The organism is Methyloversatilis sp. XJ19-49, assembly GCF_024580145.1.
Classification (GTDB): domain Bacteria; phylum Pseudomonadota; class Gammaproteobacteria; order Burkholderiales; family Rhodocyclaceae; genus Methyloversatilis.
Map to the genome: position 1 here is coordinate 26,501 of NZ_JANINI010000005.1, position 19,177 is coordinate 45,677.

Consider the following 19,177-nt stretch of genomic DNA (forward strand, 5'->3'; position numbering starts at 1 on the left):
GGATCAGCGCTCGATCAGCGCGATCGACTCGACGTGCGAAGTCTGCGGAAACATGTTGGCAATGCCGGCGCCACGGAATCGATAACCCTTGTCGTTGATCAGCACGGCCAGGTCGCGCGCCAGCGTGGCCGGACTGCAAGACACATAAACGATGCGCTGCACCGCCCCTGCGGCATCTGCCCGGGGCAGCGCCTTGACCAGATCGAAAGCGCCTTCGCGCGGCGGATCGATCAGCATCTTGTCGAAGTGGCCAAGCGCAGCGAGGCTCTCGGGTGTCGCCTTGAACAGGTTGGCGACGCGAAAGCTCGCGCGCGACGCCAGACCGTTCGCTTCGGCGTTGCGCGCGGCGCGCTGCACCAGCGCTTCGGCGCCCTCGATACCGACCACGTCGGCGCCGAGCGCCGCAATCGGCAGCGAAAAGTTGCCCAGACCGCAGAACATGTCGGCGATGCGTTCGCCCGGTTGCGGCGCCAGCATCGACATGGCGCGACGCAGCAGCGAGCGGTTGATACCGTGATTCACCTGGGTGAATTCCGACGGTGCGAAGGCCAGTCGAACGCCGAAATCCGGCAGCTCATAGGCGAGTTCAGGCATCGGCAGCGGCCAGAACGGCGCCAGCGTGTCAGGGCCGCCCGGCTGCACATAGATGGATACCCGCTGCGTGTCGGCAAACGCACGCAGCGCGGTTTCGTCTTGCGCCGACAACGGCGCGAGCACGCGAAACACCAGCACCGTCATCTGCTGCGCACCCTCGCCGCCGATTGCCACCTCGACCTGCGGCACTCGATCACAGATCGAAAAGCCGTTTATCAGTCCGCGCAGCGGCAAAAGCAGTGCCGACATGTGTGGCGGCAGCACCTCGCACGACGACATGTTCGTCACATGGCTCGACTTGCGTTCCCGAAAGCCCACCAGCACGCCGCCCTTGCGCGACACGTGACGCACCGACAGGCGTGCCCTGTAACGGTAACCCCAGCCGGGGCCTATCAGCGGCGTGAATACTGTTTCCGGCTTCACGCGGCCGACATGCCACAGCGCGTCTTCCAGCACGCGCTGCTTGACCGATGCCTGCGCGACCACGTCGAGGTGCTGCATGCTGCAGCCGCCGCAGGTGCCAAAATAACGGCAGCGCGGCTGCACGCGCTGCGGACTGTGCTTCAGGATGCGGCTGATCTGTGCCAGTTCGTACGACGGCTTGCGGACATAGGGCGAAAAATCGATCTGCTCGCCCGTCAGCGCACCATCCACGAAGATCACCTTGCCTTCGAAGTGCGCGACGCCGCGACCTTCGTGGTCCATCGACTCGATACGGACAACCGGCATGGTTCAACCTTGCATGATTCTGGGCGGACGAGGATTTTACCCGCTGCGCGCACGCTTTCCGGCGCATCGGAGATAATCCGCGCGATGGACAAGACACTGCTCGGCGGGTTGAGCCCGCGTACATTCCTGCGCGACCACTGGCAGAAGAAGCCGCTGCTGGTGCGTGGCGCGATCCCCGGCTTCGACGGTCTGCTGAGCCGCGACGCGCTGTTCGATCTGGCGCGCGACGAAGACGTCGAATCGCGCTTCATCGCGCATGACGCCTCAGGCTGGCAACTCGAACGCGGCCCGCTGCCGAAGCACCTGTTGAAGCGGCCGAAGTCGAAGCCCTGGACAGTGCTGGTACAGGGCCTGAATCTGTTGCTGCCACAGGCCGATGCCCTGATGCGGCGCTTCGCGTTCATCCCGTATGCGCGGCTCGACGACGTCATGGTGAGCTACGCCACCGACGGCGGCGGCGTCGGGCCGCACTTCGATTCCTACGACGTGTTCCTGCTGCAGGGCAGTGGCCGGCGACGCTGGCAGATCAGCGCGCAGAAGGACCTGACGCTGGTCGATGGCGCACCGCTGCGCATCCTGCGCGACTTCGTACCCGAGCAGGAGTGGCTGCTCGAACCCGGCGACCTGCTCTACCTGCCGCCGCACTACGCGCACAACGGTGTCGCCGAAGGCGAATGCACCACCTATTCGATCGGTTTCCGCGCCCCGTCGGCGCAGGAACTGGGCACCGCCTTCCTGGACCACCTGCGCGACCGGCTGCGCCTCGACGGCATGTACGCCGACCCGGATCTCGCGTTGCAGGACGACCCGGCCAGACTGCCGCCGGCCATGATCGATCATGTTGCCGACATGCTCGGCGCCATCCGCTGGTCGCGCAGCGACGTCGAACAGTTCCTCGGCAGCTACCTGTCGGAACCGAAGCAGCACGTGTTCTTCGACCCGCCCGACGACACGCTGAGTCTGAAACGCTTCGCACAGAAGGTGTCGAAGCACGGTGTGCGGCTCGACACCCGCACGCAGCTGCTGCGCAGCGGCCGCCATGTCTGGATCAATGGCGAGGCGGTCGATGTGCCGCAAGGCAGCACCGAGACGCTCGCAGCGCTCGCTCGAGATCGACTGCTGGCCGTCGTGCCTGACCATGCCGGGACGCTGGCACTGCTGCACGACTGGTATGGCGACGGCTTCCTGTACCCGGGTGCCGACGGTGACTGATGCTGCCGAGCCGCTGCGCTTCGCCGACCGCGCGGGCTACCAGGCTGCAGTGGTGCAGCAGATCGAACACAGCCGACTCAGCCTCGACATTTTCGACGTCGATCTGGTCGACACCGCGCTGGCCAGCTCACCACGCGTGACACAGTTGTCGGACGCGCTGACGCGCGACCCGGCAATGACCGTGCGCATCGTGCTTCATGACGCCGACGCGCTTCAGCATCGCATGCCGAGGCTGTGGAATTTGTGCACCGCGCAATCACACCGGATGCATATCCGGCAGACCCCGCGCACCCTGCGCCACCTGACTGAAACCTTCATGCTCAGCGCAGGCGGTTGCCTGTTGATTCGTACGCACAGCAAGCATTTCCGCGGCAAGCTGCTGATCGGCGATGCGCTGGAAAACGCCGGATACAAGCAGCGCTTCAGCGAACTGTGGGATGCCTGTTCATGTTGCATCAGCACAACAAAGTTCGGCCTGTAAGGTCATGTTTCCCGCGCGCCACCTTGATACATGATGCCCGTGCTACTATTTTGGGCTGATCGATGCTGCACGTTCGATCTTGTCAGACAGAATTTTTGTTGTCGCCATCAGCCAAGGAAATCAAAATGAAACAGTCCCTCCTCGCCGCCGCCCTGCTCGCCCTGACTCTCGCCGCCTGCTCGAAGCCGGAAGAAGCACCGGCTCCGGTTGCCGAACCCGCTCCGGCCGCTGCCCCGGCTGACGCTGCCGCTGCACCTGCTGATGCAGCCCCGGCCGCCGCCGCCGCTGATGCAGCTGCTTCGACCGCCACGGATGCTGCAGCCACCGCAACCGACGCAGCCGCCACCGCAACCGACGCCGCTGGCGAAGCTGCCAAGGCTGCCGGCGAAGCCGTTGATGCCGCTGCCGATGCTGCAAAGGCTGCTGCTGAAGAAATGAAGAAGTAATTCTTCGCTTCGAAATGAAAAAGCCGGCGAGATGCCGGCTTTTTTTCGTCTGTCTTTTCGTATGTCGGGTTCAGAACTCGCAGCGATTCACGATCCGGGCTGATCCTTGCGGATCGGCGCGTAAGGACAGCTCCGTCCTGACAGCTCAGTTCGCCGGCACCTCCGCAGCATCCTGCAGGCTTTCGGTCAGCGGCTGGATCAACGGAGACTCGGGCGGCAGCAACTTCAGCAGTCGCTCCCAGTGCTTGCGCGCACCCGCCTTGTCGCCGCGCTGCATCGCAGCACTGCCGGCGAGCGCCAGGGCCTTCGGATGGTCCGGATCGATGGCCAGCGCCTTCGCCAGCATGGCTTCCGGCTCGCCGGACAATTGTCGGCCCTTGCTCATCGCGAGCACATCGGCGTAGTCGGTCCATACCTGCGCGTCGCCGCTGACGATCTTCACCAGATTCGCATACGCCGCGCTCGCCTCGTCGAAGCGCTCCATGGCGCTGTACGAGCGCGCCAGCATCTGCCAGCCATCGGCGTTGTCCGGCTCGCTCTTCATGCGCTCGGCGAGTTGCTCCACCATCGCCCTGATGCGCTCCGGGGTGATTTCCTCCTGCCCCATGGCCTGCTGTTCGCTCGGGCTGCTGCGCGGCGCATCCACGGCCTCGGGGTTGCCGAGCGCAAGATAGACCGGCACGGCGAAGACCGGCACGGCGAGAGCCGACACGATGGCCACCCAGCGGCCGGAACTGCGCACCGACGTCGGTGCGGCGCCCGCTTCGTCGAGTACCCGACGCTCCAGCTCCGCGCAGGAAATGCGGTACTGCGCATCGTCGATCAGGCCGGCCGCCAGATCGCGGTCGAGTTCGGCCAGGGCGTCGCGGTGAATGGCAAGCGTCAGCGCACGCTGCGCTTCGGGGACTGCGCCGGAACGCCCGCGCAACAACGGGGCGAGCACGAAAGCGAGCGCCAGGGCGAGCATCAGCCCGGCGCCTATCAAGAACTGCGTCAAACCTGTTTCTCCTCGCCGGCCAGCAGCGCGCGCGCGCGCTGCTGCTCATCGGCACTCAATGTATTGGCGGCAGCCGCCTGTACCGTGCGACGGCGCAGGCGACGGCCGAGCAGCAGCACGACCACCCCAAGCAGCACGAACGGCCCTGCCCAGAGCAGCACCGTGCTGGCCTTGAGCGGTGGTCGGTACAGCACGAAGTCGCCGTAGCGCTCGACCATGTAGTCGAGAATTTCGCGGTCGCTGCGACCGGCGGCGATCTGCTCGCGCACCTGCTTCTTCAGGTCCATCGCCAGATCGGCGTGCGAATCGGCGATGTTCTGGTTCTGGCAGACGAGGCAGCGCAGTTCTTCACCCAGATGCTGCACGCGCGCCTCGATCGCCGGATCGTCGGCCAGCGTCGGCGCCTGCTCGGCGTGCGCAGGCAGCAGCGCGCAGATCGACAGCGCGATCGACAGGAACAGATGGCGCATGTCAGGAGGCCTCGAGTTGCCGGATGCGCGGCAGGATGTCGTCGCGCAGAAGCGCAGGCGTCAGCGGCCCGGTGTGCTTGTGGCGGATCACGCCCTGGCGGTCGATGATGAAGGTTTCGGGCGTGCCATAGACGCCGAAGTCGATCGCGATGCGGCCGTCGCGGTCATGCGCCGACAGCAGGTAGGGATCGCCGTAGTCGGCCAGCCACTTCAGGCCCGCGTCGCGTTCGTCCTTGTAGTGCAGGCCGACCATCGTGACCGTGCCGGTCTTCGCGAGTTCGACAAGCAGCGGGTGTTCCTGCCGGCACGACACGCACCACGAGGCCCACACATTCATCAGCCACACCTTGCCCTTCATGTCGGCCGGCGAGAAGGTCTTGTCCGGCGCCCCCAGCTGGGCGACGCTGAAAGCCGGCACTGCGCGGCCGATCAGCGGGCTGGGTACCTCGCGCGGATTCAAGAACAATCCGGCAAACAGGAAGCCGGCCAGCACGACGAACAGGCCGAGCGGCCACAGATAGCGACTCATGCGTGCTGTTCCTGCGCCGGCCCGGGTTTCACTGCGGGTGCCGGCGCTTCGGCAGGTTGCTTGCCATCACGTTGCGCGAGCTTGCGGTAGCGCCGATCGGCCGCCGCAAGCACACCACCGAAGGCCATGATGAGCGCGCCGACCCAGATCCAGTTGATGAAGGGCTTGTAGAAGATGCGCACGATCCATGCGCTGCCGTCGGGCAGCGGCTCGCCCATCGACACATAGATGTCGCGCGTGATGCCCGAATCGATCGCCGCTTCGGTCATCGGCATCTGAGACACGCGGTACATGCGCTTCTCCGGGTACATCATCGCGACCGACCGGCCGTCCCGCGTCATTTCGATGCGTCCGCGCGCGGCGTCGTAGTTCGGCCCCTCATGCGCGAACGCGCCGTCGAAACGGAAGGTGTAGCCGGCCAGCGTCGCCGTCTGCCCCGGCGCCATCTTCAGGTCGATGTTCTGCTCGAAGCCCTTGACCAGCGTGATGCCGACGATGGTGACTGCAATGCCGAGGTGGGCGAACCACATGCCCCACCAGCCGCCGGGCAGTGCCCTTGCGCGGGCGAACCAGTTGCCGTCACCGGTGCGGCCGCGCAGCCGCTCGACCAGGTGCTGCACGCTGGTGGCGACGATCCAAACCACGATGAAAGTGCCCAGACCGAGCATCGGTGAAAACCCGCCCGACATGACCATCATGATGACCGTGCTGACCACGCTGACCGCGAACGCCCAGCGCAGGCGGGTCACCAGACCCGGTGCGCCGTCCTTCTTCCAGCGCACGAAGGGCCCGATCGCCATCAGGAAGGCGACCGGCGTCATCAGCGGCACGAACACCGCATCGAAATACGGCGCGCCGACCGAAATCTTGCCCATGCCGAGCGCATCGAGAAACAGCGGATACAGCGTGCCCAGCAGCACTGCCGACGTGGCCACCGCCAGCAGCACATTGTTGCCGAGCAGCGCGGTTTCACGCGAAATGAGCGCGAAGCCGCCGCCCAGGCCGACCGACGGCGCACGTATCGCGAACAGCAGCAGCGACGTGCCGATGACGAACACCAGCAGCGCGAGGATGAACACGCCGCGTTCCGGGTCGGTGGCGAAGGCATGCACCGAAGTCAGCACGCCGGAGCGCACGAGGAAGGTGCCGAGCAGCGACAGCGAAAAGGCCGAAATCGCGAGCAGCACCGTCCAGCTCTTGAAGGCGCCGCGCTTTTCGGTCACCGCCAGCGAGTGGATCAGCGCCGTGCCGACCAGCCAGGGCATGAAGGACGCGTTTTCGACCGGGTCCCAGAACCACCAGCCGCCCCAGCCGAGTTCGTAATACGCCCAGTAGCTGCCGAGCGCGATCCCCAGCGTCAGGAACACCCATGCCACGGTGGTCCACGGTCTCGACCAGCGCGCCCAGGCAGCGTCGAGGCGACCGCCGATCAGCGCCGCGATCGCGAAGGCGAAGGCGACCGAGAAGCCGACGTAGCCCATGTAGAGCATCGGCGGATGGAAGATCATGCCCGGATCCTGCAGCAGCGGATTCAGATCGCGACCATCGACCGCGGCCGGCAACAGGCGGTCGAACGGGTTCGAACTGGCCAGCATAAAGGCAAGAAAGCCGACCGTGATCAGGCCGAGCACGGCGAGAACGCGCGCCACCATGTCCGGCGGCAGGCGGCGCGAGAACACGCTGACCGCCAGCGCCCAGCCCGCCAGCATGAACACCCACAGCAGCAGCGAGCCTTCGTGGCTGCCCCAGGAGGCGGCGATGCGGTATTCCAGCGGCAGTGTGGAATTCGAGTTGGTGGCGACGTTCAGCACCGAAAAGTCATTCAGGATGAAGGACTGGATCTGGCACACGAAGGCAAACGCGACGAACACGAACACACCCTGGGTCAGCGGGCGTGCTGCCGCCATCAGCCGTGCGTCGCCGCGCTGCGCGCCGACCAGCGGCAGGATGCCCAGCAGCAGCGAAAGTACCAACGCGATGGACAGCGAAAAATTACCTAATTCGGGATACATGCTTGCTCAACCCCTGAAACCGGGCGCGCCAGGGCGCGCCGGTGTTGGACTTCACTGGACGACCGTGCCCTGCGCCTTCTTTGCCTGTTCGAGCGCGTGCGCCGCTTCCGGCGGCATGTAGTTTTCGTCGTGCTTGGCCAGCACTTCGCTGGCAGCGAACACGCCGCCATCGTTCAGCTTGCCCTGTGCGACCACGCCCTTGCCCTCCTTGAAGAGGTCGGGCAGTGCGCCGGTGTAGGTCACCGGAATCTTGTTCACCGTGTCGGTCACCAGGAATTTCACCGACGTACCATCCGCACCGCGCTCAAGACTGCCTTCCTCGACCATGCCGCCAATGCGGAAGGTGCGGCCCTGCGGCGCTTCGCGCGACGCCACCTGGGTCGGCGTGAAGAAGAACACCATGTTGTCCTCGAACGCGGTCAGCACTAGCGTGGCTGCGCCGGCCAGCGCGATCACGCCGACTGCGATCAGGGCGAAGCGTTTCTGCCGTGGTTTCATGCGCGCCCCCGCCGATCGGCATCGATGCGTTCGAGCGCCACGTCGCGCGCCGCGCCGGCACGCGCCGCACGCATGCGCCGCGCAACCAGCGCCAGTTCGGCCGCGATCAACACGGCGGTCACCGCGTACGAGCCCCACACGAAAAATCCGTAACCGCCCATCGCCCAGAAATGGCTGGCGCTTTCCCAGTTCATGCCTTGATGTCTCCTGCCTGTGCTGCGTTGCCGAGCTGTCGCACCCAGTCTGTGTGCCGCTCGCGTTCTATCATGATGGCGCGCACGCGCACCAGCGCGACGCCTATCGTGTAAGCCCACGCCGCCAGCGCCATCAGCAGCATGCCGGTGAGCATGGTGCTGGCCATCGACGGTGACTGCGTCAGGCTTACAGACGCCCCCTGATGCAGGGTGTTCCACCACTTCACCGAAAAATAGATGATCGGCACGTTGATCGCACCGACGATGGCGATCAGCGCACCTGCGCGATCAGCCCGGCGCGGGTCGTCGATGGCCGCCTGCAGCGCCATGTAGCCGCAATAAAGGAAGAACAGGATGAGTTCTGACGTGAGTCGCGCGTCCCACACCCAGTAGGTGCCCCAGGTCGGCTTGCCCCACAGCGCACCGGTCCACAGCGCGATGAAGGCCCACAGCGCGCCGGTCGGCGCCAGCGCGCTCGACATCATGAAGGACAGCCGGGTGTTGAAGATGAGCCCGACGGCGCACCAGAAAGCCATCACCAGATAGACCACCATGGACATCCAGGCTGCCGGCACGTGGATGAAAATGATGCGGTAGCTGTCGCCCTGGGTGGCATCGGTCGGCGCGATGAAGAAGCCGGTATAGAGGCCGGCAATCGTCAGCACGATGGCGATGATCCAGGTCGGCCACAGCAGCTTGCCGGCGAGCGGGAAGAAGGTTTGCGGACTGGCGTAGTGGAACAGGCTGAAGCCGGACGACGGTGCGCGCGTTGCAGTAAGCGGTGAGTCAGACATCAGCGGTTTTCGGGTTGATCCGGATTCGGGTTGCTCGACGGTTTGACCGGGGTGTCGGCGGAAGCGGTACTCACACGGAGGGGCGTCGGTCGCATTCAAAAAAGCGACAACACCGCACTATCAGCGCCCGACAGTTTAACCGACTGTCTGCTTTGGCCCGAATGGCGCCTGAACAGTTCAATCCTGGGCGATCCGCAGCGCGGTCGCACTGGCCAGCGGGCACACCGCCAGCGCCACCAGCAGCACCGCCGACAGCAGCGCCAGATGTGACTGTATGCCCAGCCCCGCCCGCCAGGCGTCGAGTGCGCCGGCGCCGAAGATCAGCACCGGCACGTACAGCGGCAGCACCAGCAAAGCGATCAGCGCACCGCCGCCGCGCAGGCCCAGCGTCAGCGACGCGCCGACTGCGCCGAGCAGAGACAGCGACGGCGTGCCGACCAGCAGCGTGGCACACACGATCAGGGTTTCGTCGGCCGACAGGTTGAACTGCAGGCCGATCAGCGGCGCAATCACCACCAGCGGCAGGCCTGTCAGCAGCCAGTAGGCGCACACCTTGCCCAGTACGATGACCGGCAGGGGCTCGACCGACAGCAGCATCTGTTCCAGCGTGCCGTCGGCTTCGTCCGATTCGAACAGCCGGCTGACCGACAGCAGCGTCGCCAGCAGCGCGGCGACCCACATGACACCGGCCGCGATGTGGCTCAACTGCTCCGGCTCAGGCCCGACGCCGAGCGGAAAAAGGCTGGTCACCAGCAGGAAGAAGCCGAGCGCGGTCAGCACGTCGGAGCGCCGTCGCCAGGCCAGCAGCAGGTCGCGGCGCACCACCGACACGAACAGGCTCAGCATGCGTAGTCGTCCAGATTGAGCGTCTGCCGGCGCTCGGCATCGATGTCCACCGGCTGATGCGTGGTGTAGATCAGCGCGCCGCCACGCCGCAGATGCGCCGCCATGGCCGCCGCGAGCACCGCGACGGCGCGCACGTCGAGCGCGGTGAAAGGTTCGTCGAGTATCCACAGCGCGCTGCGCGTATCGGCCAGCAGTCGCGCCAGCGCCACGCGGCGGCGCTGGCCCTGCGACAGGCTGCGCGCAGGCACATCGAGACGCGCGGCCAGACCGATGTCGACCAGCGCTTCAAGCAGCACCGTGTCGGCGATGCGCTCGCCGGCGATGGCCGCACTCGCGTGCAGGTTCTCGAGTGGCGTGAAATCGTCCTTCACGCCGTTGCGGTGACCCAGATACAGCATGCCGCCGCGCCAGTCGTCACGCACCGACCGGGCCGGCTGGCCCCGCCAGCGCACCTCCCCCGATTCCGGTTCGGACAGGCCGCACAGGATGCGCAGCAGGCTGGTCTTGCCGCTGCCGTTGGCACCGGCGACATGCACCAGCTCGCCCTCGCAGACGGTCAGGTCGAGCCCGGCGAACAGCCGCGCGCGACCGCGCACGCAGGTCAGGGCACGGGTTTCGAGCAACGGGGCGGACGGTTCGGGCATCGATGTTTCGGACAGCGGGAACGGAGGCGTGACGACGGGTGGGCAGCCGCGAATTATCCGTTAAACCGGCGCGCGAAGGTCTGGTGATGTGAGCCGGCCGGAAGGCCGGCATCACTTCGCGGCGTGGAGAGCGACAAGGCACGTCGCGAGAACACGGAAAGGACAACGACAAACAAAGAAAAACGGCTCGCGAAGGAGTCGCGAGCCGCACAAAAGAACCGGTTCAGTCCGCTGGCAAACCGGCCTCCCCATTGCCCCCCTGCCACCGGCCACCGTCCGAGGAGCCGTCGGGCGGTGGCCACAGAGCTGGCATGGAAGTTCTAGCAGGGGATGTGCCAGTTCAAACCAAGATTTCAAGTCATTGATTTCATTATGTTCGCCCATCCAGCCCCGGAGTACGCATTCAGCGGACGTTGCACAATGCAGCGACCCGGGCTATTCATGCCTGTCCGATCGACGAAAACCCGCATGAAACCGACCGATGCGCCGTTCGCATTACCGTTGAAATCCGCAACGCAACGTTTCAACATGCAATTGATGAAACTGTTGCCCCGATCGCTGCACGGCAAGATCCTGCTCGGCTACATCGTGCTCGGCGGCCTGTTCGTGCTGCTGGTGTTCGCCGCGCTTGAACAGGTGCGCGACCTGCTCTCGCATGTCGACGACGAATACAAGGTCACGCGCATGCACGACGTGGTGCGCGAGGCGCGCCGGCTGGAGAAGAATTACCTGCTGTTCCGCAAGCCATCCGAACTGAAGGCAGCGGTCAGCAAGGCGGAAGAGGCGCTGGCGCTGATCGAGCGCGACCGCCCGCTGATGCAGCGTGCCGCGCCCGGTTTTGCGCTTGACGAACTGCAGCAGTCGCTGTCCGATTGGCGCGACCTGCTGGACGACCGCCTGCAGCGACGCATCAAGCCGACCGACCCGATCTCGCCGCTGGAAGAGCGCATGGAGGCGGTCGGCAAGCAGGTGTTCGACAGCAGCGAGCGCCTGTCCGACCAGGCGCGCGAGGCGATGCGCAGTGCGCTGACCGGTCAGGAATCGCGGCTGTACGTGATCATGTTCGCCGCCATCGTGCTGGTGCTGGGCATCGGTCAGCTGGTGACACGGCGCGTCGTGGTGCCTTTGCGCGAGGTCGAAAGCGATCTGGCGCGCGTCGGTACCGGCAATCTGGCGCGTCTCACGCCACGCGATCACGACGACGAGATCGCGGCGCTGGTCGATGCCTTCAACCGCGCGCTCGGCGACCTCGAAGAACGCCAGCTGGCCGTGCTGCGCACCGCGCGCCTGGCGTCGCTGGGCACCATGCTGTCCGGCGTGGCGCACGAACTGAACAACCCTCTTTCCAATATTTCGCTCAACGCGCAGTTGCTGCTCGAAGAACCCGAGCGTGGCGACGCCGCCCCGCTCAATGCCTTCGTCGAACAGATCGATGATCAGGTGCAGCGTGCCCAGCGCATCGTGCGCACACTGCTCGCCTTCGCGCGCGACAGCCACTTCGCACTGGTGCGCCAGCCACTGCGGCCGCTGGTCGAGGAAACCATCGCGCTGCTGCGCGCCGAACAGCCGGACGCCGGCGATGCAGTCACGCTGCACATCGACCCGGCGCTGGAAATTCACGCCGACGGCCAGCGCATCCAGCAGGCGCTGCTCAACCTGATCCGCAACGCGCTCGAAGCGTGTGACGAAACCGCGACCACGCCGCACATCGTGGTCAGCGGCACGCAGCGTGACGGCGGCACGGCGATCGACGTGTGCGACAACGGCCCCGGCATCGCGCCGGGAAATCTGCAGCGCGTGTTCGACCCGTTCTTCACGACCAAACCGGTCGGCAAGGGCTCCGGACTCGGGCTGTTCGTGGTGCATGAAATCGCGGCCGAACACGGCGGCCGGGTCAGCATCGCGCGCGAACCGGACGGCGGCGCCTGCGTCACGGTCTGGATACCGGCGGAGGAAGCATCATGAGTGGAGCACGCGTACTGCTGGTCGATGACGAGGCGGTCGCCCGCGAGGGACTGGCCACTGCACTGCGGCGCGACGGCTTCGACGTCACGACGGCCGACAACGGCGACAGCGCGCTGGCGCTGCTGCGCGCGCGCGACTTCGAGGTGATGCTGACCGACGTGCGCATGCCCGGCATGGACGGGCTCGATCTGCTGCGCCGCGCGCGCGAGGCATGGCCCGACATGGAGGTGCTCGTGGTGACAGGCTTCGCGACCACCGAATCGGCGGTCGAGGCGATGCGCACCGGTGCCTTCTATTACATTTCCAAGCCGTTCCGGCTGGGCGAGGTGCGCAAGCTGGTCCGCGAAGCCGCCGACAAGGCGCAGTTGCGCGCCGAGAACCACCGCCTGCGCCAGCTGGTCGAGCAGGCTGCCGAAGAACGCATCATCACGCGCGACGGCGGCATGCGCGCCATTCTCGACATCGCGCGCGGCGTCGCGCCGACCGACTGCAATGTGCTCATCGTCGGCGAAACCGGCACCGGCAAGGAGTTGCTGGCGCGCCACCTGCACGCGCACAGCCGACGCGCCGGCGGGCCGTTCGTGGCGGTCAATTGCGGCGCCCTGACCGAAGAGCTGCTGGCCAACGAACTGTTCGGTCACGAAAAGGGCGCCTACACGGGTGCCCAGCACTCCCGCGGCGGCCTGGTCGAAGCGGCGCAGTGCGGCACGCTGTTTCTCGACGAAGTGACGGAAATGTCGGCGGCGATGCAGGTCAAGCTGCTGCGCCTGCTGCAGGAGCGCGAATACATGCGGGTCGGCGGCACCGAACCGGTGCGCGCCGATGTGCGCTTTCTCGCGGCCACCAATCGCGAGCCGCGCAGCGCGGTCGATGCCGGCACGTTCCGGCAGGACATCTATTTCCGGCTCAATGTGGTCACGCTGCAGTTGCCGCCGCTGCGCGCCCGGCGCGAGGACATCCCGCTGCTGGCGCAGCAGTTCCTGCGCCGCGCCGCCCTGGCGATGGGCAAGCCGGTGACGGCCATCGCCCCGTCGGCGATGCAGAAGCTGTGCGCCTACGACTACCCGGGCAATGTGCGCGAACTCGAAAACCTGATCGAGCGGGGCGTGGCACTGGCCAGCGGCAGCATGCTGGGCGAGGCGGACCTGCCGGCCGGATTTGCCGCGTCGGCGGTTCACCGCGATGCGGGCAGCCGCGTCGGCGGCGAGATCCGCACGCTGGAAAGTGTCGAGCGCTCGCACATTCTCGACGTGCTGGCCGAAGTCGGCGGCAACCGCGCCATGGCAGCACGCCTGCTCGGCATCGACCGCGTGTCGTTATGGCGCAAGTTGCGTCGCTATGAAGAGCTGGGGCTGATCGAAGCGGGCGACACCGAAGGCGCACTGCGGGTGCGCGACGCGCCCGCCTGATTGCACCATATCGGTGCGCGCACCGTCTGCGTGCATCGGTCGATCGCAGTCAAACCCGCGCCGGTGCATGGAAAGTGGCCGCGACGCCTTTTGGCACGCTTGATGCAGGGCTGCCGCATCGCTTCATCGTGCGCGCACCGTGTTCGCCAACCTCCACCACCTGTCGCATCACGCTGCCTGGCGGCATCAGCTCGAAATGCTGCTGGAGTCGGCCGGCGAAGGCATCTATGGCATCGACCAGCGCGGCCGCTGCATCTTCATCAATCGTGCCGGCGCCGAACTGATCGGCTTCGACGCCGACGAAGTGCTCGGCCGCAACATGCACTACCTGATCCATCACGCGCATTCCGACGGCCGCTGCTATGAGGTCGAAGACTGCCCGATCTTCCGTGCCTTCCAGGAAGGGCGCGGCGTGCGGGTCGAATCCGAAGTGCTGTGGCGGCGCGACGGTAGCGCCTTTCCGGCCGAATACACCTCCTACCCGATCCGTGACGCCGGCCAGATCGTCGGCGCCGTGGTCACCTTCGCCGACATCAGCGAACGCAAGCAGGCAGAGGCGGTGCTGCGCGCCAACCATGCCGAACTGGAACGGCGCGTATCGGAACGTACCGCCGCGCTGTCGCAGGCCAACGCCCGGCTGCAGCAATCGCACGGCGCTCTGCAGCGGCTGTCGGCCCACCTGCAGCAGGTGCGCGAGGACGAGCGCGCCCATATCGCGCGCGAAATCCACGACGAACTGGGCGCGTCGCTGACCGCGCTGCAGTTCGACCTGAACTGGCTGCGCGCCAAGGTGGCGCACGACGACACGCTCGAGCGCAAGTTCGACGACATGGTCGGCGTGACCCGGCAGGCGCTGGGCGCCGTGCGGCGCATCCTGACCGACCTGCGACCTGGTGTGCTCGACCACCTCGGTCTGTGGGCGGCGATCGAATGGCAACTGCAGGAAATGCAGGCGCGCAGCGGCGTGCGCTGCACGCTGAACGTGCGCGACACCGGGCCGGAGCGCCGCCTGGGGCGCAGCGCCGAAGTGGCGGTGTATCGCATCGTGCAGGAGGTGCTGACCAACATCGCGCGCCATGCCGGCGCCACCGAAGTGCAGGTGGACGTGACCGGCGCAGCCAGCCACATCGAACTGCGCATTCGCGACAACGGGCGCGGCATGCAGGTGCCGGCGCAACCCACCTCGTTCGGCCTGCTCGGCATGTACGAACGCACCCGCGTGCTGGGGGGCGAATTGCAGATCGACAGCGCACCGGGTGCCGGCACGACGATCACGCTGCGCGTACCGGATTCGACCCGATGAATTCCTTCACGGACGCCAGCCGCCCCACGCGCGTCGTCATCGTCGATGACCACCTGATGCTGCGCCGGGGCATCGCACAGATCCTCGGCGAAAACCCGGCCATCGCAGTCGTCGGCGAAGCGGCTGGCGGACCGGATCTGATGCGTCTGTTGCGCACCGACGGTGCCGACGTGGTACTGCTCGACATCGCGCTGAACGATCGCGATGGCTTCGACGTGCTGAAACAGCTGCGCAGCGAATTCCCGCAGGTCGCGGTGCTGATGCTGTCCACCTATCCGGAATCGCAGTTCGGCGTGCGCGCGCTCAAGAGCGGCGCGGCCGGATACCTGAACAAGGGCTGTTCGACCGAACAGCTGTTCGAAGCGATCGCCCGCGTCGCGCGCGGCGGCCTGTTCGTGACACCCGAACTGGCCGAGCGGCTGGCTTTCGGCGTGCGCAGCGACACCCCCGCCAGCCCGCTCGACAGCCTGTCCAACCGCGAAATGCAGGTGCTCAAGCTGCTCGCGAGCGGCCACAGCGTGGGCGACATCGCACGCGAACTGTCGCTGTCGGCCAACACCATCAGCACCTATCGGGCACGATTGTTCGAAAAACTCGACATCAAGAACCCGGTCGAACTGGTGAGCTTTGCCGCCCGCCATCAACTGGTGACACTGTGATCCTGCGCGCCTGACCGGCAGCCAAGGGAGGCTTGCCGAGGCGCTGTGGGACGGGTGCAATGGGAGCTGTCCTTGTGGGAGCGGCAGAGGTTTTGTGGGAGCGGCGGCCTCGCCGCGATACGCACGCTGCACAACGATGGTCGCGGCACGATCGCGGCGAGGCCGCCGCTCCCACAGGCCGCTGCTCGCACAGGGTGGCTCCTTCAGGAGCCACCCCCATGGCAGGCCGCAGCCCGGGGCTGTTCGCCTGCGCCCGCCAGCACCGACTCATCCGGGAGACCTCATGCCACTGCCCGCCCACCCCAAGGCCCTGCTGATCGATCTGGCGGGCGTGCTGCATGTCGGCGACCAGATCATCCCCGGTTCGGTCGAAGCACTCGCCCGGCTGCGCGCCGCCGGTCTGCCGCTGCTGTTCCTGACGAACACGACGCGCACGCCGCTGCGCACACTGGTCGCGAAGATGAATGCGCTCGGCTTCGCGATGCAGGAAGACGATCTGCTGACCGCGCCGGGCGCCACGCTGAATCTGGTGCGTTCGCGCGGGCTGCATCCGCACTGGGTCGTGCACCCCGACCTGCGCAGCGAAGTCGGGCCCGATGCCGCAGAGCCTGATGCGGTCGTGCTGGGCGATGCCGGCCCCTGCTTCGACTATGCAACGCTGAACGCCGCCTTCCGTCTGATCCAGCGCGGCCTGCCCTTCATCGCGATGGCGCGCAACCGGACCTTCAAGGAAGAAGACGGCCTGTCGCTCGACATGGGCGCCTTCGTTGCTGCACTCGAATACAGCACCGGCGTCACGGCGGAGATTGCCGGCAAACCGGCGGCGCCCTTTTTCCAGGCCGCGCTCGATCGCCTCGGCGTGGCGGCCGCCGACACCATCATGGTCGGCGACGACCTGCGCGACGACATCGGCGGGGCACAGGCGCTGGGTATTGCCGGCGTGCTGGTGCGCACCGGCAAGTATTCACCCGCTGACGAAAGTCACCCGGACATCCGCCCGGACGCCATCCACGACGATTTCGCCCGTCTCGCCGAGCGCCTCATTTAGGGCCCGCCTGCGGGCAACGAGCAGCGCGTCTTCTGCGGGAGCGGTACCTGTGGGGTGCATCCTGTGGGAGCGGCGGCCTCGCTGTGGGAGCTGGCTTTGGCTGTGGGAGCTGGCTTTGGCTGTGGGAGCTGGCTTTGGCTGTGGGAGCTGGCTTTGGCTGTGGGAGCTGGCTTTGGCTGTGGGAGCGGCGGCCTCGCCGCGATCAGTGCAGCGATGGTCACATTGCAGCGTGCGGATCGCGGCGAGGCCGCCGCTCCCACAGGCCGCCGCACACAGGCCGCCGCCCGAGGAGCGACGCTTGCCCGCGATGCATGCGCGGTCAATCGCCGCGCGCCTTGCGGTCCCGCTCGCGCAGTGCGGCCAGTTTTTCGGCGATCTTCGCCTCCATGCCGCGGTCGGTCGGCTGGTACCACTGCGGCTCGGGCATGCCGTCGGGCAGGTAGCGCTCGCCGGCCGCATAACCGTCCTGCTCGCTGTGCGCATAGCGGTACTCGGCGCCGAAGCCCATGTTCTTCATCATCTTTGTCGGCGCGTTGCGCAGATGCATCGGCACCGGGCGCGAACCGTCTTCGGACACGAAGCGGCGGGCGGCGTTGTACGCCATGTAGACCGCGTTCGACTTGGCGGCGCAGGCGAGAAAGATGACCGCCTGGGCGAGCGCCAGTTCGCCTTCGGGCGAGCCCAGCCGCTCGTAGGTCTGGCAGGCCTGCAGCGACAGCTCCAGACCGCGCGGGTCGGCCAGGCCGATGTCCTCGACCGCCATGCGCACGATGCGCCGGCCCAGGTAGAGCGGATCGGCACCGCCGTCGAGCATGCGCACGAACCAGTACAGCGCGGCATCGGGGTTGGAGCCGCGCACCGACTTGTGCAGCGCAGAAATCTGGTCGTAGAAGGCGTCGCCGCCCTTGTCGAAGCGGCGCAGATTGCGCGACAGCGTGCTGTCGACAAAGGCGGCGGTGACCGGATCGACTTTGGCGGTGCGCGCAGCGGTATCGAGTTGCTCCAGCAGATTCAGCAACTTGCGTGCGTCACCATCCGCGAAACCGATCAGTCGTGCCCGGGCATCATCATCGAAGGCGAGGCCCTTCAGGGCACCGGTGCGGGCGCGCTCGAACAGCGCCTGCAATTCGTCTTCGTTCAGGCTCTGCAATATGTATACAGCGGCGCGCGACAGCAGCGCGGAATTGACCTCGAAGCTCGGGTTTTCGGTCGTTGCCCCGATGAACGTAACGGTGCCCGATTCGACGTACGGCAGGAAGGCGTCCTGCTGCGCCTTGTTGAAGCGGTGCACCTCATCGACGAACAGGATGGTGCGCCGGCCGGTGCTGGCTGCGACCCCTTCGGCGCGCTGCATGGCTTCGCGGATGTCCTTCACGCCGGCAAACACCGCCGACAGCGCGGTGAACTCGGCGTCGAAGGCGGTCGCCATCAGGCGCGCCAGCGTGGTCTTGCCGACCCCCGGCGGACCCCACAGGATCATCGAGTGCGGAATGCCGGATTCGAAGGCGAGGCGCAGCGGCTTGCCGGGTCCGAGCAGATGCTGCTGGCCGATCACCTCGTCCGGCGTGCGCGGGCGCAGCAGCTCTGCCAGCGGTGCGTGGGCCGGGCTTTTCGCTTCGCCCGGCACTGCCGCTGCGCGCGCGGGCGGCACCGGCTCGTCCGGCATGCCGAAAAGGTCAGCCATGCGCTCGGGTCACGACGGCCGGCTCACTTCTTCGCGTCGTCGCCGATTACATCGGCGCCGGCGGGTGGCGTGAAACGGAACTGCGCTTCGTCGAGCTTCGGATTGCGTTCGAAGCTGTTGAAACGCAGCAAGGTGGTCTGACCGAAGCTGTCGCGCAGCACCATGCCGCGCAGCATGCCGTCGGCGAAACCGATGCGCACCGACTCGAAACCGCCCTCCGCTGCGTTGGGTTTGGCGTCCACCCAGGTCAGCCCGTCCTCGACACCGCCTTCGCGCAATTCGAAATTGCGTTCGAGTTCGTTGCGACCGGCCAGCAGCGCAGCGGGCGTCGACGCCAGGGCGTCGCCGAGTGTCTTCACGGTGACCTGATTGAGGTCGCGGTCATGCACCCACAACTTGTCGCCGTCACCCACCAGCAACTGGTAGTAGGGCTTGTCGTAGGTCCAGCGGAACTTGCCCGGGCGCGAAAACGCCATCGTGCCGCTCGCTTCCTGCGGCTTGCGACCGGACTTCGCCGTCACCCGCTGTTCGAAGCTCGCACGGCCCGACTGGGTCGATTCGATGAAAGACCGCAATTGCTCGATGCCGCTGGCGGCAGAAACCGACAACGACGCCAGCAGGCACAACGCGGCTACGCCGGATGCCCGCCATGGATGCACCATG

General features: G+C 66.5%; 20 protein-coding genes. 8 read left to right on the top strand and 12 right to left on the bottom strand.

Annotated features, from left to right (window positions below; all coding sequences use genetic code 11):
- Positions 1-3: 3 nt before the first annotated feature.
- Positions 4-1,323 (bottom strand): 23S rRNA (uracil(1939)-C(5))-methyltransferase RlmD, encoded by a 1,320-nt coding sequence (gene rlmD, locus NMQ16_RS07470; RefSeq protein WP_257079910.1) that lies wholly within the window; start codon positions 1,321-1,323, stop codon positions 4-6.
- Between the two features lie 84 nt (positions 1,324-1,407).
- Between rlmD and NMQ16_RS07475 the strand changes: the two genes are divergently transcribed.
- The 3 genes from NMQ16_RS07475 to NMQ16_RS07485 all read left to right on the top strand — a co-directional run bounded on the left by NMQ16_RS07475 (position 1,408) and on the right by NMQ16_RS07485 (position 3,462).
- Positions 1,408-2,535 carry a cupin domain-containing protein gene (locus NMQ16_RS07475; RefSeq protein WP_257079911.1) on the top strand — a complete coding sequence of 376 codons (1,128 nt, stop codon included), beginning with the start codon at positions 1,408-1,410 and terminating at the stop codon, positions 2,533-2,535.
- Positions 2,528-3,016: a hypothetical protein gene (locus tag NMQ16_RS07480; RefSeq protein WP_257079912.1), complete on the top strand. Its 489-nt coding sequence runs from the start codon at positions 2,528-2,530 to the stop codon at positions 3,014-3,016. Before NMQ16_RS07475 ends, NMQ16_RS07480 begins: the two co-directional genes overlap by 8 nt.
- Positions 3,017-3,078: 62 nt before the next feature.
- Positions 3,079-3,462, top strand: a complete 384-nt coding sequence (locus NMQ16_RS07485; protein WP_257079913.1) for a hypothetical protein — start codon at positions 3,079-3,081, stop codon at positions 3,460-3,462.
- Positions 3,463-3,607: 145 nt separating this feature from the next.
- Here the strand turns inward: NMQ16_RS07485 and ccmI are convergent, their stop codons facing one another.
- The 9 genes from ccmI to ccmA form a co-directional block, all read right to left on the bottom strand.
- Entirely contained in the window at positions 3,608-4,459 is an 852-nt protein-coding gene (gene ccmI, locus NMQ16_RS07490; protein WP_257079914.1) for a c-type cytochrome biogenesis protein CcmI, read from the bottom strand.
- A complete protein-coding gene (locus NMQ16_RS07495; protein WP_257079915.1) occupies positions 4,456-4,929 on the bottom strand; it encodes a cytochrome c-type biogenesis protein in 474 nt (157 codons plus the stop codon). Before NMQ16_RS07495 ends, ccmI begins: the two co-directional genes overlap by 4 nt.
- Before the next feature lies 1 nt (position 4,930).
- On the bottom strand, positions 4,931-5,458 hold the full coding sequence (locus NMQ16_RS07500; RefSeq protein WP_257079916.1) for a DsbE family thiol:disulfide interchange protein: 528 nt from the start codon (positions 5,456-5,458) through the stop codon (positions 4,931-4,933).
- On the bottom strand, positions 5,455-7,470 hold the full coding sequence (locus NMQ16_RS07505) for a heme lyase CcmF/NrfE family subunit (RefSeq protein ID WP_257079917.1): 2,016 nt from the start codon (positions 7,468-7,470) through the stop codon (positions 5,455-5,457). The genes NMQ16_RS07500 and NMQ16_RS07505 overlap by 4 nt, the downstream gene beginning before the upstream one ends.
- 51 nt (positions 7,471-7,521) lie before the next feature.
- Positions 7,522-7,968: a cytochrome c maturation protein CcmE gene (ccmE, locus tag NMQ16_RS07510; protein WP_257079918.1), complete on the bottom strand. Its 447-nt coding sequence runs from the start codon at positions 7,966-7,968 to the stop codon at positions 7,522-7,524.
- Positions 7,965-8,162 carry a heme exporter protein CcmD gene (ccmD, locus tag NMQ16_RS07515; RefSeq protein ID WP_257079919.1) on the bottom strand — a complete coding sequence of 66 codons (198 nt, stop codon included), beginning with the start codon at positions 8,160-8,162 and terminating at the stop codon, positions 7,965-7,967. The genes ccmE and ccmD overlap by 4 nt, the downstream gene beginning before the upstream one ends.
- Positions 8,159-8,956 (bottom strand): heme ABC transporter permease CcmC, encoded by a 798-nt coding sequence (gene ccmC / locus NMQ16_RS07520; protein WP_257079920.1) that lies wholly within the window; start codon positions 8,954-8,956, stop codon positions 8,159-8,161. Before ccmC ends, ccmD begins: the two co-directional genes overlap by 4 nt.
- Positions 8,957-9,133: 177 nt before the next feature.
- Positions 9,134-9,802: a heme exporter protein CcmB gene (ccmB, locus tag NMQ16_RS07525; RefSeq protein WP_069039838.1), complete on the bottom strand. Its 669-nt coding sequence runs from the start codon at positions 9,800-9,802 to the stop codon at positions 9,134-9,136.
- The gene (gene ccmA, locus NMQ16_RS07530; protein ID WP_257079921.1) at positions 9,796-10,446 is read right to left on the bottom strand and encodes a cytochrome c biogenesis heme-transporting ATPase CcmA; all 651 of its coding nucleotides are present in this window, start codon (positions 10,444-10,446) and stop codon (positions 9,796-9,798) included. Before ccmA ends, ccmB begins: the two co-directional genes overlap by 7 nt.
- Positions 10,447-10,974: 528 nt before the next feature.
- Between ccmA and NMQ16_RS07535 the strand changes: the two genes are divergently transcribed.
- The 5 genes from NMQ16_RS07535 to NMQ16_RS07555 all read left to right on the top strand — a co-directional run bounded on the left by NMQ16_RS07535 (position 10,975) and on the right by NMQ16_RS07555 (position 16,830).
- Positions 10,975-12,411, top strand: a complete 1,437-nt coding sequence (locus NMQ16_RS07535; protein ID WP_257079922.1) for an ATP-binding protein — start codon at positions 10,975-10,977, stop codon at positions 12,409-12,411.
- Positions 12,408-13,820, top strand: coding sequence for a sigma-54 dependent transcriptional regulator (locus NMQ16_RS07540; protein WP_257079923.1), 1,413 nt, complete (start codon positions 12,408-12,410; stop codon positions 13,818-13,820). Before NMQ16_RS07535 ends, NMQ16_RS07540 begins: the two co-directional genes overlap by 4 nt.
- 139 nt (positions 13,821-13,959) lie before the next feature.
- Entirely contained in the window at positions 13,960-15,123 is a 1,164-nt protein-coding gene (locus NMQ16_RS07545) for a PAS domain-containing sensor histidine kinase (RefSeq protein ID WP_257079924.1), read from the top strand.
- Entirely contained in the window at positions 15,120-15,782 is a 663-nt protein-coding gene (locus tag NMQ16_RS07550; protein ID WP_257079925.1) for a response regulator transcription factor, read from the top strand. The genes NMQ16_RS07545 and NMQ16_RS07550 overlap by 4 nt, the downstream gene beginning before the upstream one ends.
- 283 nt (positions 15,783-16,065) lie before the next feature.
- Entirely contained in the window at positions 16,066-16,830 is a 765-nt protein-coding gene (locus NMQ16_RS07555) for a TIGR01458 family HAD-type hydrolase (RefSeq protein ID WP_257079926.1), read from the top strand.
- Positions 16,831-17,149: 319 nt separating this feature from the next.
- Here the strand turns inward: NMQ16_RS07555 and NMQ16_RS07560 are convergent, their stop codons facing one another.
- Both NMQ16_RS07560 and lolA read right to left on the bottom strand, forming a co-directional pair.
- Complete coding sequence (locus NMQ16_RS07560) at positions 17,150-18,514, bottom strand: replication-associated recombination protein A (RefSeq protein WP_257079927.1); 1,365 nt, start codon at positions 18,512-18,514, stop codon at positions 17,150-17,152.
- A gap of 23 nt (positions 18,515-18,537) precedes the next feature.
- Positions 18,538-19,176: an outer membrane lipoprotein chaperone LolA gene (lolA, locus tag NMQ16_RS07565; RefSeq protein WP_257079928.1), complete on the bottom strand. Its 639-nt coding sequence runs from the start codon at positions 19,174-19,176 to the stop codon at positions 18,538-18,540.
- Position 19,177: the final 1 nt, after the last annotated feature.

Excerpts from the sequence above, each read along its gene's own strand:
- NMQ16_RS07475 (WP_257079911.1), top strand. The coding sequence starts at position 1,408 with ATGGACAAGACACTGCTCGGCGGGTTGAGCCCGCGTACATTCCTGCGC.
- lolA (WP_257079928.1), bottom strand. The coding sequence starts at position 19,176 with ATGGTGCATCCATGGCGGGCATCCGGCGTAGCCGCGTTGTGCCTGCTG.
- NMQ16_RS07485 (WP_257079913.1), top strand. The coding sequence starts at position 3,079 with ATGCTGCACGTTCGATCTTGTCAGACAGAATTTTTGTTGTCGCCATCA.
- NMQ16_RS07550 (WP_257079925.1), top strand. The coding sequence starts at position 15,120 with ATGAATTCCTTCACGGACGCCAGCCGCCCCACGCGCGTCGTCATCGTC.
- NMQ16_RS07495 (WP_257079915.1), bottom strand. The coding sequence starts at position 4,929 with ATGCGCCATCTGTTCCTGTCGATCGCGCTGTCGATCTGCGCGCTGCTG.
- NMQ16_RS07555 (WP_257079926.1), top strand. The coding sequence starts at position 16,066 with ATGCCACTGCCCGCCCACCCCAAGGCCCTGCTGATCGATCTGGCGGGC.
- rlmD (WP_257079910.1), bottom strand. The coding sequence starts at position 1,323 with ATGCCGGTTGTCCGTATCGAGTCGATGGACCACGAAGGTCGCGGCGTC.
- NMQ16_RS07500 (WP_257079916.1), bottom strand. The coding sequence starts at position 5,458 with ATGAGTCGCTATCTGTGGCCGCTCGGCCTGTTCGTCGTGCTGGCCGGC.
- NMQ16_RS07535 (WP_257079922.1), top strand. The coding sequence starts at position 10,975 with ATGCAATTGATGAAACTGTTGCCCCGATCGCTGCACGGCAAGATCCTG.
- ccmD (WP_257079919.1), bottom strand. The coding sequence starts at position 8,162 with ATGAACTGGGAAAGCGCCAGCCATTTCTGGGCGATGGGCGGTTACGGA.
- ccmE (WP_257079918.1), bottom strand. The coding sequence starts at position 7,968 with ATGAAACCACGGCAGAAACGCTTCGCCCTGATCGCAGTCGGCGTGATC.
- ccmC (WP_257079920.1), bottom strand. The coding sequence starts at position 8,956 with ATGTCTGACTCACCGCTTACTGCAACGCGCGCACCGTCGTCCGGCTTC.
- ccmB (WP_069039838.1), bottom strand. The coding sequence starts at position 9,802 with ATGCTGAGCCTGTTCGTGTCGGTGGTGCGCCGCGACCTGCTGCTGGCC.
- NMQ16_RS07560 (WP_257079927.1), bottom strand. The coding sequence starts at position 18,514 with ATGGCTGACCTTTTCGGCATGCCGGACGAGCCGGTGCCGCCCGCGCGC.
- NMQ16_RS07505 (WP_257079917.1), bottom strand. The coding sequence starts at position 7,470 with ATGTATCCCGAATTAGGTAATTTTTCGCTGTCCATCGCGTTGGTACTT.
- NMQ16_RS07540 (WP_257079923.1), top strand. The coding sequence starts at position 12,408 with ATGAGTGGAGCACGCGTACTGCTGGTCGATGACGAGGCGGTCGCCCGC.
- ccmA (WP_257079921.1), bottom strand. The coding sequence starts at position 10,446 with ATGCCCGAACCGTCCGCCCCGTTGCTCGAAACCCGTGCCCTGACCTGC.